The following is a 12,580-nucleotide window of genomic DNA, read 5'->3' as shown; positions in this document are numbered from 1 at the left end:
GGGTGCAGGTGGCCGGCGATCTCGCCCGGCTGCACGCCCGGCTGAGGCTCGTGAATCAGGCGCAGGGTGACGAGCGCCATGGTCTCGACCACCTCGCCGACGAGGTCGTCCATCGCACCCGCGAGCGCGGCGATATCGTGGTTGCCCTCCAGCCAGATCCAGTCGCGGCCCGCCGCCAGCCGGTCCAGCCGCGCCTTGTCGTCCGCCGCCATCCGGCCCACCGAGGCCGCGTCGTGGAAACTGTCGCCCAGCAGGACCACCGCCGCCGGCTGCAGCGCCTCGATCTCGGCCTCCAGCCGGTCCATCGTGGCGCGGCTGTCGTAGGGCGGCAGCATCTGGCCGCGCGCGGCGAAGGCCGAGCCCTTCTCCAGATGCAGGTCGGCCGCGATCAGGGTCCGATGGTTCAGCACCCACAGGGCGCCCGAACAGCGTAGCACGCAGGGTTCGCCCTCGATGGCGACGCGCAGCCCGCCGCTGGGACAACGCGCCGGGGACAGGGCCTGTCTCAGGGCCGCGTTCATTGCGCCCCCGCCAATTCCGGCGGCGCGTCGGCCATGACCTCGGCGATCAAATCCGCCTCGTCGAAACCATAGGCGCTGGCGTCGAGGATCATCTCCGCCGCCTGTCCCCCACCGACCCGCTCGCGCCCGATCTGGACCAGCACCGGCACGCAGAAGGGCGAGGGCCGCTCCAGCGGAACATGTTTGATCTGGCCCCTGATCCGCTCCAGAAGTTGCCCCAGCCGCGCCACGTCCAGAAGGCCCGCGGCCGCGTCGGCGCGGGCGGTCTTGAGCAGCAGATGATCGGGCTGGTGGCGGCGCAGCACGTCGTAGATCAGATCCGTGGAGAAGGTCACCTGCCGCCCGGTCTTCTCATTGCCCGGCTGGCGCCTCTCGATCAGCCCCGAGATCAGGGCGCAATTGCGGAAGGTCCGCTTCATCATGAAGCTCTCCTCCAGCCAGGCCTCCAGATCGTCGCCCAGCATGTCGGGCTGGAACAGGGTGTCCCAGTCCAGATCGTCCATCGGCTTGATCGACCAGATGGCGAAGGCATAGTCGGTCACCACGAACCCCAGCGGCCCGACGCCAAGCCGGTCCAGCCGCCGCGTCAGCAGCATGCACAGGGTCGAATGGGCCAGCCGCCCCTCGAACGGATAGGCGACCATGAAATGGCGGCTGCCGCGCGGGAAGGTCTCGATCAGAAGGCTGTCGGCGTCGGGAATCTGGCTGCGTTGCTCCTGCAGCTCGAGCCACTCCTGCACGTCCGGCGGCAGGACGCGCCAGTGGTCGCGGTCCTGAATCATGGCGCGGACGCGGGCGGCCAGGGAGGTGCCCAGCGGGAACTGCGCCCCGCCCCAGGACGGGATCTTGGGGTCCTTGTCCGTCGCGTGGGTGACCAGGGCGTCCATGCCGTTGATGCCCTGAAACGCCCAGACCTGACCGGCGAAGACGAAGGTGTCGCCGGGGGTCAGCTGTTCGAAATACCACTCCTCGGCCTCACCGACCTTGCGACCGCCGATCAGCTGTTTCGACGCCCCGCCGCGGCGTGAGGCGACCTTCACGTTCAGCGTCCCCGCCGCCACGATGGCCCCGACGTTCATCCGGTGACGCTGGGCGATCAGTTGATTGCGCACGGTCCAGCGACCCTCGGGCGTCCGCACGATCCGCGCGAACCGGTCGTAGGTGCGCAGGGCATAACCGCCGGTGGCGACGAAATCGACCACCTCCTCGAACGCCTCATAGGTCAGGCCGCGATAGGGGGCGCAGGCCACCACCTCGGCATGCAGAGCGTCGAGGTCGAACGGCTCGGAACAGGCTACGCCCATGATGTGCTGGGCCAGGGTGTCCAGCGTGCCGATATGATGCGGCTCCCAGTCGAAGGCGTTGTCGGCCACGGCCTCCTTGGCGGCCTGGCATTCCAGCAACTCGAACCGGCTGGCCGGCACCATCAGGGCGCGCGACGGCTCATCCAGCCGGTGGTTGGCCCGGCCGATCCGCTGCACCAGCCGGCTCGATCCCTTGGGCGCCGCCATCTGTATCACCAGGTCGACGTCGCCCCAGTCGATGCCCAGATCCAGCGTCGAGGTGCAGACGACGGCCCGCAGATCGCCCCGCGCCATCGCCGCCTCGACCTTGCGCCGCTGCTCCGCCGCCAGCGAGCCGTGGTGCAGGCCGATCGGCAGGTTCTCGTCATTGATGGCCCACAGCTGCTGGAACACGAACTCGCACTGCCAGCGGGTGTTGACGAAGATCAGCGACAGGCCGGCGCGCTGGATCGCCGCATAGACCTCGGGGATCGCATGCTGGCCGGTATGGCCGGCCCAGGGCACCCGGCCTTCGGACACCAGCACGTCGATGATCGGGACGGCGCCGGGGTCGCCCTTGACCATTGCGACTTCGGCTCCAGCCGGCGCCAGCCACTCCGCGATCAGCTTCGGATCGTCGATCGTGGCCGACAGGGCCACCCGCCGCAGTCCCGGCGAAAAGCTCTGGAGCCTGGCGAGGCCGAGGTTCAGCAGGTCCCCGCGCTTGCCCGACCAGATGGCGTGGACCTCGTCCAGCACGATGCATTTCAGGTCGGCGAAATAGGCCCGCGCCCCGCCCCAGGCGCAGAACAGGGCCAGCTGTTCGGGCGTGGTCAGCAGGATGTCCGGCGGGTTGTCGCGCTGGCGCTGCTTCTTCGATTGCTTGGTGTCTCCCGTCCGGCTCTCGACATGGATGTTCAGCCCGATCTCGCGGATCGGCGTCATCAGGTTACGCTCGACGTCGGTCGTCAGCGCCTTCAGCGGCGAGACATAGATCGTGTGGATGCCGCTACCCGGCCCGAACTCCGGCCTAGGCCCGCGCTCGGCCAGATCGATCAGACTGGGCAGAAACCCCGCCAAGGTCTTGCCGCCCCCTGTCGGCGCGACCAGCAGGGCGTGGGACCCGCCTTGCGCCGCCGCGATCATCTCCAGCTGATGCCGGCGGGGGCTCCAGCCGCGAGACGCGAACCAGTCGGCGAAGAGGGGCGGGAGGGCCGTCGTCATTCGCCGGGCCGTCGGCCATCGCAGACCGAGTTCCGCCAGGCGCCGCCTGCATCCAAACAATCGTCTTGAGCCAGGAAGTCGGACGCGGAGGGCCAGGCACTGATCACAGCGAATGCGACCAGAAGAGCCACCACTGCGAAGAGCCAGACGCGCCTTGGCCTGCGCATCAATCGCTCCAGGGCGACAGAACCCGACAACCGGTGTGTTCGAAATGGCGAGTGTTACGAGTGACGACGGTCAGGCCGTGGACATGCGCCGTCGACGCAATCAGCTCATCCGTCATCTCGGACGCACGCCCGGCGGCGCGCTGTGCTTCCGCCAGGGACGCCCACCGCTCGGCCACATCGAGGTCGACCGGCAGGATGCGTTCTTTGAAGCGGATAATGAGTTCAGCCAGCCAGAAATCGAGGTCGTCCCTACGCCGGCTGGGTTCCAGCCGCACGATGCCGCGCCGCAGTTCGCCGACCGTGATGACACTGAGATGCAGGTCTGATTGCAACTGATCATTCAGCCATCTGGCCACACCGGGGTCGGGCCGTGCGCGCTTCGGCTCACTGATGGCATTGGTGTCGAGCAGGAACATCAGAAGGGATCGATTTCCCGTGCGGGTCGTCGGTCGCGTTCCAGATCGATGTCTTCAAGCGACGGACCGTTCAGCAGCCAGTCCTTGAAGTCACGGGACGCCCGGGGGTCCTTCAGGCGCCGGAAGTCCTCAGCGGACAGCACGACGGCGGTCGCCTCTCCATGCGAAGAGATTTCCTGAGGCCCCTCCGTTCGGGACCGACGAATGACTTCGGAAAGATTGTCCTTCGCCTTGGCGACGCTCCAGTTCACAGCGCTCTCCCCATCTAGCTATACCATATAGCCATATCTCCGGCGGCCGTGCGCGTCAAGGTGATGTTCTCGTTCCGTTTCGTCTCGCGAAACGCTATCTGTCGGCCGTGTCCGACGAATCCGTCATCGCCAACCGCAGCCTTACCGGCGCCGAGCCGTGGCTCGCCCTGCCGCCTGCCCTGGCCGTGCCGCCCGGCGCAGGGGCGATCTGCGATGACGAGGGCGCCCGCAAGATCGGGCGCGGCGCCGCCGAGGGGGTGTTCACCGGCGGGCCGGTTCTGGTGGCCCACGCCAGCCTGACCGCGCGCAGGCTCGGCCTGTCGGCGCCGCCCCGCTCGCCGGACCTTCTGGATGTGCTGGAGCTGTGGGCCTTCGTCCGACCGGCGACCTTCTGCGCCCCGTCCCCGAGCGGTCTGGCCCTGGCCCTCGGCATGGCCGAACCGAAAGGCGCCGAGGCCCAGGCGGCCGCCTTGCGCGACGCCGCCGCCGTCCTGTTGAAGGAACTCGCCGACCCGGCCTATCCGCACCGCGAGGACGCCTTCACCCTGGCCGAGACGCTGGGGCGCGCCGGATGGTCCTGGGCCTGGCGGGTCTCCGGCGCGCTGCAGGCCGGGCCGCTCCGCGCCCGCCAGTACCGGGGCTCGGGCCTCGACGCCTGGTCGCGGCTGGCGGAGTGGGAGGACGAGGCGCCGCGCGGGGAGGCCGGGTCGGCCCCCGTCGATTCCGAATCCGCCCGCATCCGGCTGGAAAAACTGCTTCAGGCGTCCGGTCTCGACGAGACCCGCCCGACCCAGTCCGACTATGCCGCCGAGGCCGCCTACGCCTTTTCGCCCCGCAACGAAGAGGGCAAACCGCGCATGCTGCTGGCCGAGGCCGGCACCGGCACGGGCAAGACGCTGGGCTATCTCGCCCCCGCCTCGCTCTGGGCCGAGCGGAACCAGGGGGCCGCCTGGGTCTCGACCTATACCCGCGCCCTGCAGCGCCAGATCGACCGCGAGAGCGCCGCCCTCTGGCCCGACCCGGTCGAGCGCAAGAAGAAGACCGTGGTCCGCAAGGGGCGGGAGAACTACCTCTGCCTGCTGAACCTTCAGGACATGGTCCAGGCGGCCCAGCTGGGCAATGGCGACCTGATCGGCCTGGCCCTGACCAGCCGCTGGGCCCTGCACACCCGCGACGGCGACATGACCGGCGGCGACTTCCCCGGCTGGCTGCCCGGCCTGTTCGCGACGCCGGCGAGCCATCAGGCTTCTGCCGGCAACCTCGTCGACCGGCGCGGCGAATGCGTCCACGCGGCCTGCCCCCACTACCGCACCTGTTTCGTCGAGAAGACGATCCGCGCTAGCCGCCGCGCCGACCTCGTTGTCGCCAACCACGCCCTGGTCATGACCCAGGCCGCCTTCGACGGCGCCCGCTCGGCGCGGGGACTGAAGCAGGACGGAGAGACCGCCGCCCTCAAGCGCATCGTCTTCGACGAGGGCCACCATCTGTTCGACGCCGCCGACAGCGCCTTCTCCGCCTGTCTGTCCGGCCAGGAGGCGGCCGAGCTGCGGCGCTGGATCCGGGGGCCGGAAGGACGCGGCCGTCGCGGACGCGGGCTGGAACAGCGGCTCGGCGACCTGTGCGCCGACAACGAGGCGGCGGCGAAGGCGCTTCAGGACGCCATCCGCGCGGCGGCCGCCCTGCCGGGCGAAGGCATCTCGGGCCGCATCGCCCCGCCGTCGGGCGAGGTCAATCCGGTCGGCCCGATCGAACAGTTCCTGATGGCGGCCCTGGAACAGATCCGCGCCCGCACCTCCGAGGCCGCCTCGTCCGGATCATCGGAGTTCGGCACGGAATGCGGCGTGCGCCCGGCGACGGAGCCCCTGCTGGAGACCGCACGCGCGGCGGCCCAGGCCATCGCCGCCGTCGAGGCCCCCCTGCTGGCCCTCGCCCGGCATCTGGAGGACATCCTCGACGACGAGGCGTCCGAGCTCGACGGCGCCGCACGGGCCCGCATCGAAGGGGCCCTGCGCGGTCTGGACCGGCGCGCCCGGATGACCCTGCCGGGCTGGCGCTCGATGCTGGCCGCTCTGGAGGACGGAGGCGACGCCCCCGACCCGGATTTCGTCGACTGGCTGTCGGTCGAGACGGCCTTCGGCCGGATCCACGACGTGGCCCTGCGCCGCCACTGGATCGACCCGACCGTGCCGCTCGAGGCCGCCGTCATCCTGCCCGCCCACGGGGTGCTGGTGACCAGCGCCACTCTGTCGGACCCCATCGCCGAAGCCTCGGGCGGCGACCTGTTCGGCATGGCCCGGATGCGCACGGGCGCCGCCCGCCTGATCGAACCGGCCCGGACGCTGAAGGTTGAAAGCCCGTTCGACTATGCGTCGAATAGCCGGGTCATCGTCGTCGGCGACGTGGCCAAGGATGACCCGCGCCAGACGGCGGCCGCCATGCGCGAGCTGTTCCTCGCGGCCGGAGGTGGGGGATTGGGCCTGTTCACCGCCATCCGTCGGCTGAAGGCGGTCTATGAGCGGCTGGGACCCGATCTGGCCAAGGCCCAGATCCCCCTCTACGCCCAGCATGTCGATCCGCTCGAGGTGGGCGCCCTGGTCGACATCTTCCGCGCCGAACAGGACTCCTGTCTGCTCGGCACCGATGCCGTCCGCGACGGCGTCGACGTGCCCGGCCGGTCCCTGCGCCTGCTGGCCTTCGACCGCGTGCCCTGGCCCCGCCCCGACCTGCTGCACAAGGCGAGGCGCGAGAAGTTCGGGGCCAAGGGCTATGACGACGCCCTCGCCCGCGCCCGCATCGCCCAGGCCTTCGGTCGGCTGATCCGCCGGGCGGACGACAAGGGGGTCTTCATCATGCTCGACGCCGCCACCCCCACCCGCCTCTTCGCCGCCCTGCCGCCCGGGACGGAGGTCCAGCGGATGAGCCTGGTCGATGCGATCGAGGTGACCCGGGAATTTCTGAACCCTCTCCCATAGGGAGAGGGATCACCCTTCGAACGTGATCTCCACGCTGTCCGCCGAGCGTTCGTGCGGCCCGTGATAGACGGCCTCGATATTGTTGCCGTCGGGATCAATCAGGAACGCGGCGTAGTAGCCCGGGTGGTAGGACCGGTCGCCCGGGGCGCCGTTGTCGGTGGCTCCGGCCGCGAGACCGGCGGCATGGAAGGCCTCGACGGTCGCCCGGTCCTTCGCCTGGAAGGCCAGGTGATGCCGGCCGGTCAACTGGCCGACGGCGGCTTCGGAGTCCGCCGTGGAGACGAACAGTTCGTCGATCCAGAAATAGCCGGGCGCCTCGCCGCCGGTCTTCAGGCCGAGGGTCGCGAACACCGCGTCATAGAATCTCCGGCTCGCGTCGAGGTCGCGCACGACCAGCTGGATGTGGTCGATCAGACGACCGCGGTGCAGCGACTGCGTCTCCATGGCGTTTCCCTCGTCAACATCCTCGAACGGACGTAACACGCTGTCGATCCCATTTTGGCGGCAGCCATCCTGCTTGCCGTCTAGCTTCAGCGGCCCCATATCCGCCCGCCTTCTGCGCGCATGTTGGGTGAGCCGTCCGGACTCGCCGGACCCGGCGGACTGTGTTTTTGAGTTCGGGCGCCGGACTCGCCGGACAACCCGGACTGTGTTTTTCGACCGCCCTCTCGCCAAAGGCCTCCATGACCGCAGCTTCGTCGCCCCGCCACAAACGCTCCGGCCTGTTCGCGCCGATCGGCCTGTTCCTGATCGTCCTGGTCGGCTGGTCGGTCTGGTGGTTCGTGCTGGCCGGTCAGGTCCGCAGCCAGCTGGATCAGCGGGTCGAGGCCATGCGCGCCGGCGGCTGGGATGTGAACTATACCGGACTCGGGACCTCGGGCTGGCCGTTCCGCGTGCGGCTGGGGGCCGAGAACGTCTCGATCACCGCGCCCTCGGGTCTGGCAGTCGCCGCGCCCGATCTGGCGGCCGAGGCCAACGCCTGGAACCCGGACAAATGGGTGCTGATCGTCGGCGACGGTCTGGTCCTGACCCGGCCCGGCAAGGGCAAGGTCGCCGTGCGCGGGCGGTTCATCCGCGCCAGCGTCCACGGCCTGACCCAGCGCTGGCCCAATGTCGCGGTCGAGATGGCCGATCCGGAGTTCACCTCACACGAGGGTTCCGAGGTCTTCCCGATCTCGCGCGCCGGCAAGGTCGAGCTCTATCTGCGACCGCATCTGGCCCCCGCCGGAACGCCCGGCGTCGACACCAGCGTCGACCTCCTGTTCCGCCTGATCGACGCCGAGGGCCGTCCCGGCGGCCCGGTTGAAGGCATGGCGCGGAACGGCAAGCTGACCGCCCAGATCGAGACCGTCGTCGAGGACGCTGACCAGCTTCAGGGCGCGGACGCCGCCGGGGTCTTCGCCGCCTGGACCCGCGCCGGCGGACGGTTCACCGCCGTGCGCGGCGAGTTGTCGGCGGGCGAGAGCCGCGCCACCCTGTCCAGCGACGTCTTGTCCGCGGCGCCCGACGGGCGTCTGCAGGGGACTGTCTCGCTGCAGGCCGTCAAGCCGATGGCCGCCATCGCGGGTCTGGCCGGTTCGGGCGCGGGCTCGGTCAATCGGGTCGGCGCGGCCGGGGCCGCCGCCGCGACCGCCGTGCGCGGCGATGACGACATGGCGCTGGAACTGACCTTCCGCGACGGCCGCACCTTCCTTGGCCCCTTCGCAATCGTCCCGGCGCCCAAGCTGTTCTGATGGCCAGGAAGCACGGCGCCCTGCTGGAAGAGCCCAAGGTCGACACCGACCGGCTGGTCCTCGATCAGGCCCTGATCGAGGCCCTGACCGATCGACTGGCGGCAGGGGCCGACCCCTCGCCCGACGCCTCGACCCTGGCCCTGCGCGCCCTGCTGGCCGAGAGTTACGACCCGCACCAGTCCGCAATGCTTCGCGCCCTGTGGGGTCGGATCGAGGCCCGCACCGGAGCCCCCCTGGTCGTCGCCGGCCCCGCCGCCCGGCTTCTGGCCGCCGACCGGTTCGGGTTGTCGGCCCAGGCGGTCGCCGATCCTGACGCCGCCCTGGCCCAGGCCGTGACCGGAGCTCGCGCCCTGATCGACCTCGCCACTGGCCGCCCCTGGTGGGGCAAGCTGCTGGCCCGGCCCGAACTTCAGGTCATTGCCGCCCTGCCCGACGACCGTAACGGCGTCCCCTCCGCTCTTATGGTCGCCGCCTCCCCGACCGGCCCCACCGGTGAGGACCGCACCTTCTGGGTTACGGATTCCGGCCTGTCCGACGGTCGGATCGTCGAGGCCCTGTCGGCCTGCGGCTTCGTGGCTCGCCCCCTCGCCTCGGCAGGCGGCTTGAAGCTGTTCACGCTGGCGGGCTATGTGCAGGTCGAAGACGGGCGGCTCTCGGCAGCGCCCGGCGCCCTGAAGGGCGTGATCGGCGCCGCTCCCCTGTTCTGACCGCAAGGCTCTCCATGACCGACGCGCCCGCGCCCAAGCCCGGCATCCTCGACATCGCCCCCTATGTCGGCGGCAAGTCCTCGATCGTCGGCATCGCCGAGCCGATGAAACTGTCCTCGAACGAGAACGCGCTAGGCGCCGGCCCCAAGGCCCGCGAGGCTTATGAGGCCGCGATCAGGAACATCCATATCTATCCGGACGGCCGCGCCACCAAGCTGCGCGCCGCCGTGTCCGAACACCACGGGCTGGAGCCCGAACGGCTGATCTTCGGCAACGGCTCGGACGAGGTCTTCGCCCTGCTGAACCAGGCCTATCTGACGGCGGGCGACAACATCGTCACCGGCCAGTACGGCTTCCTCGCCTACCGGATCAGCGCCCTCGGTTGCGAGGCTCAGGTCAAGCTGGCGCCCGAGCCAGGCTACAAGGCCGAGGTCGACGCCCTGCTCGAACAGGTCGATGAACGGACGAAGATCGTCTACGTCTCCAATCCCTCGAACCCGACCGGCAGCTACAACTCCGGCGAGGAAATCCGTCGCCTGCACGAGGCCCTGCCTGCCCACGTCCTGCTGGTCGTCGACGAGGCCTATGCCGAGTTCGTCACCGAGGCCGATTGGGAGACGGCCTTCCCCCTGGCGCGCGACGCCTCGAACATCGTCGTGACCCGCACCTTCTCCAAGATCCACGGCCTCGGTGGCCTGCGCATCGGCTTCGGCTATGCACCTCTGGCGGTGGCCGAGGCGGTCGACCGCATCCGCCTGCCGTTCAACGTCTCCGTGCCCGGCCTCGACGCGGCCACCGCCGCCCTGGGGGACGAGGCGCACCAGAAGGCGTCACGCGACCTGGTCCAGGCCTGGCGTCCGCGCCTGACCCAGGCCATCCGGGGCTTCGGCTTCGAGGTCCTGCCCTCGGCCGGGAACTTCGTCCTGGTCCTGTTCAAGGACGAGAAACGCAGCGCCGCCGCCGCCAGCGACTACCTGAATTCCAGGGGAATCATCGTCCGCCCGGTCGGCGGCTACGGCATCCACGACGGCCTGCGCATCACCGTCGGCACCGAGGACCAGAACCGCGCGGTGATCGACGCCCTCAGCGAATTCGCTGCAGGCTGACCACCGCCGCCAGAAACCAGTCCGGGGAATCCAGGAATTGCGTGACACTGAAAATGCGACCGCGGTCGCCGACCTCTATCGGGGGTTCCTCGGCCGTGAACCGGATCCCAGTGCGGAGACGATGATCAAGGCGCTCGATGAGGGAACAGTGACGTTCCCCCAGATCATCAACGCCTTCCTCCGTTCGCCGGAATTCGGCCTGGTGCGCGAGACCCGTCGCAAGGCCGACAGCCTGACGAACGACCAGACCCAGTTCGGCGAGTTCATGATTCTGCTGACGCGGATGCTCAGGACCGACGGGCAGCGGGTGATCGTCGATGTCGGCGCGCGCGGCAAGGAACGTTCCAACAGCTACGATCTGCTCAAGAGTTTCGGTTGGCGCGGGATTCTGGTCGAGGCCAACCCTGCCCTGGCTGACCAGATTCGCATCGACTTCGCCGGCCTCGATGTTGCGCTTGAGGTTTGCGCCGCGTCCGATTTCGAGGGCGAGGCGACCTTCCACATCGGGGTCAACGACGACGTGTCCTCTCTCAATCAGGCCGCCAGTCTGGGTTGGGGTGAAACGCTGGGCGAGATCACGGTTAAGGTCGTCCGCCTGCCGACCCTTCTGGAACGCCACGGCGTCTCACGGGACTTCGATCTTCTGTCGATCGACATTGAGGGCGAGGACATCAAGGTGCTGAACGACACCGTGGCCGCAGGCTGGACGCCGCGCTGGGTCATTATCGAGGCGTCAAACGACTTTATCGTCAAGACACTGGAAGACGCACCCTTCTCGGAAGGGGTGCGGTCCGCCTACTCCATCGTGGGTCAGACCTGCGCCAACCTCATTCTGGAGCGTAAGGAGAGCTGACGGTCAGGGTCGGACCAGCGCGCTCGAGGCCGTTTCGATCCGCTGTTCCAGCTCGACCATGAAGGGCGCGCGTTTCAGCCCGGCGGGGATCGGCTCCAGGAACTCGAAGGTCGCCACGCCTTGGGGGATGGTCCCCTTCGCGGGCCACCAGACGCCGGAATCGGTCGCAACCGGGCAGCAGGGCGTTTCCAGCTCGCGGTATAGGGCGGCGATTCCGGGCTTGTACTCGGGTTCTGCGCCCACCTCGGCGCGGGTGCCTTCCGGGAAGATGATGATCTGACGACCCTCGGCGAGACGGTCGCGGGCCTGGCGCACCATGTCCTTCAGCGCCTTGGCATGACCGTCGCGATCGACGGCGATCATCTTCGTCTTCACGCCGAACCAGCCGAGGAAGGGCATGCGCGTAAGTTCCTTCTTCAGAACGAAGCAAGGATCCGGCAGGACGGCGATCAGGGCCACAAAATCCAGCAGCCCCTGGTGCTTGGAGGCGACGAGCGCGCCGCCGGTTGGCACATGGTCGCGACCCAGGGTCTGGACCTTCACGCCCGCTATCCAGCGGTAGCCGAACAGCGCGGTCCTGGCCCAGATATGGACCACGCCCATGGCCTGGCGGTGACCCATCAGGAGAGCGGGCGAGAGGCCTACGGCGACGACGGCCATCGACAGATAGAACCAAACGACGAACAGGAAGGTGCGAACGGTCTTCACGCTGGCGCTGCCTCTTCGGTCGGGGCGTCGCTGGCGGGCCGCTCGTTGTGGCCGGTCACCCTGTGCAGGGTCTCGCGGCCGAGGACAGCGAGATACTTAACATACTCCAGCGTCATCCGGCGCGCCGTGACCGCCGCCCGCCACCAGCCAGTATTATCCAGCGACGGCGTCGAAACCGCATAGGGCGTGAGCTCCAGGTTCGGCGCCGCGCTGCGGAGTTCCAGAAGCGAACGCGGCATGTGGTAGTCCGAGGTGACGACGATCAGGCTGTCATAGCCCTTGGCGCGGGCCCAGGCGGCGATCTCCTGGGCGTTGCCGTTGGTCGTCTCGGCCTCGAAGCCGAGATCGACGCAGCAGTTGAACAGTCGGCTTGATCCGGGCGTGACGGCGTTGAGCTCCTGACGACGAACCTCGCGGTTGACGCCCGAGATCAGCACGCGTTCGCCCTTGTCCTGCTCCAGAAGGCGGATGGCGGCGTTGACGCGCTCCGCCGAGGGACCGGTCAGGGCGACGATGCCGTCGGCGCGTTCCGGTTCCGGCGTGGGCGTGAAACCGCGCACCCGGTCGGCGAAGGCAAACAGCCCCACCAGCCAGATCAGGGCCACGATCCCGACAAGCGCCAGAAACTTCATGCTTAAT

Annotated in this window: 12 protein-coding genes; 5 read left to right on the top strand and 7 right to left on the bottom strand. The window is 69.0% G+C overall.

Going from position 1 to position 12,580, the window contains the following annotated elements:
- From pdeM to RMO01_RS03000, 4 genes are all read right to left on the bottom strand, one after another.
- A partial coding sequence (pdeM, locus tag RMO01_RS03015) for a ligase-associated DNA damage response endonuclease PdeM (RefSeq protein ID WP_309627569.1) occupies positions 1-521 on the bottom strand: 521 nt, incomplete at its 3' end.
- Positions 518-3,028, bottom strand: a complete 2,511-nt coding sequence (locus RMO01_RS03010) for a ligase-associated DNA damage response DEXH box helicase (RefSeq protein ID WP_309627568.1) — start codon at positions 3,026-3,028, stop codon at positions 518-520. The genes RMO01_RS03010 and pdeM, both read right to left, overlap by 4 nt.
- Before the next feature lie 166 nt (positions 3,029-3,194).
- On the bottom strand, positions 3,195-3,611 hold the full coding sequence (locus RMO01_RS03005; RefSeq protein WP_309627567.1) for a type II toxin-antitoxin system VapC family toxin: 417 nt from the start codon (positions 3,609-3,611) through the stop codon (positions 3,195-3,197).
- Positions 3,611-3,862: a type II toxin-antitoxin system Phd/YefM family antitoxin gene (locus tag RMO01_RS03000; RefSeq protein WP_309627566.1), complete on the bottom strand. Its 252-nt coding sequence runs from the start codon at positions 3,860-3,862 to the stop codon at positions 3,611-3,613. Before RMO01_RS03000 ends, RMO01_RS03005 begins: the two co-directional genes overlap by 1 nt.
- Before the next feature lie 107 nt (positions 3,863-3,969).
- On the opposite strand from RMO01_RS03000, the gene RMO01_RS02995 reads away from it, so the two are divergent.
- Positions 3,970-6,834 carry an ATP-dependent DNA helicase gene (locus RMO01_RS02995; RefSeq protein ID WP_309627565.1) on the top strand — a complete coding sequence of 955 codons (2,865 nt, stop codon included), beginning with the start codon at positions 3,970-3,972 and terminating at the stop codon, positions 6,832-6,834.
- A gap of 9 nt (positions 6,835-6,843) precedes the next feature.
- Here the strand turns inward: RMO01_RS02995 and RMO01_RS02990 are convergent, their stop codons facing one another.
- Positions 6,844-7,317, bottom strand: a complete 474-nt coding sequence (locus RMO01_RS02990; RefSeq protein WP_409013034.1) for a VOC family protein — start codon at positions 7,315-7,317, stop codon at positions 6,844-6,846.
- A gap of 200 nt (positions 7,318-7,517) precedes the next feature.
- Between RMO01_RS02990 and RMO01_RS02985 the strand changes: the two genes are divergently transcribed.
- Genes RMO01_RS02985 through RMO01_RS02970 form a run of 4 tightly spaced genes read left to right on the top strand, consistent with a single transcriptional unit; the run spans position 7,518 to position 11,233 of the window.
- On the top strand, positions 7,518-8,567 hold the full coding sequence (locus RMO01_RS02985; RefSeq protein ID WP_309627564.1) for a DUF2125 domain-containing protein: 1,050 nt from the start codon (positions 7,518-7,520) through the stop codon (positions 8,565-8,567).
- Positions 8,567-9,274 (top strand): hypothetical protein, encoded by a 708-nt coding sequence (locus RMO01_RS02980; protein ID WP_309627563.1) that lies wholly within the window; start codon positions 8,567-8,569, stop codon positions 9,272-9,274. Before RMO01_RS02985 ends, RMO01_RS02980 begins: the two co-directional genes overlap by 1 nt.
- 14 nt (positions 9,275-9,288) lie before the next feature.
- Positions 9,289-10,380 (top strand): histidinol-phosphate transaminase, encoded by a 1,092-nt coding sequence (gene hisC / locus RMO01_RS02975; RefSeq protein WP_309627562.1) that lies wholly within the window; start codon positions 9,289-9,291, stop codon positions 10,378-10,380.
- A 37-nt stretch (positions 10,381-10,417) separates the two neighbouring features.
- Positions 10,418-11,233 (top strand): FkbM family methyltransferase, encoded by an 816-nt coding sequence (locus RMO01_RS02970; protein WP_309627561.1) that lies wholly within the window; start codon positions 10,418-10,420, stop codon positions 11,231-11,233.
- A 3-nt stretch (positions 11,234-11,236) separates the two neighbouring features.
- On the opposite strand, the gene RMO01_RS02965 is transcribed toward RMO01_RS02970, so the two are convergent.
- Both RMO01_RS02965 and RMO01_RS02960 read right to left on the bottom strand, forming a co-directional pair.
- The gene (locus tag RMO01_RS02965) at positions 11,237-11,941 is read right to left on the bottom strand and encodes a lysophospholipid acyltransferase family protein (protein WP_309627560.1); all 705 of its coding nucleotides are present in this window, start codon (positions 11,939-11,941) and stop codon (positions 11,237-11,239) included.
- The gene (locus RMO01_RS02960; RefSeq protein ID WP_309627559.1) at positions 11,938-12,573 is read right to left on the bottom strand and encodes a YdcF family protein; all 636 of its coding nucleotides are present in this window, start codon (positions 12,571-12,573) and stop codon (positions 11,938-11,940) included. Before RMO01_RS02960 ends, RMO01_RS02965 begins: the two co-directional genes overlap by 4 nt.
- Positions 12,574-12,580 lie beyond the last annotated feature (7 nt).

It is taken from the genome of Brevundimonas sp. (genome assembly GCF_031412435.1).
Classification (GTDB): Bacteria; Pseudomonadota; Alphaproteobacteria; order Caulobacterales; family Caulobacteraceae; genus Brevundimonas.
The sequence above is the reverse complement of the archived record's forward strand: the minus strand, read 5'-3'. Positions and strand labels throughout refer to the sequence as shown.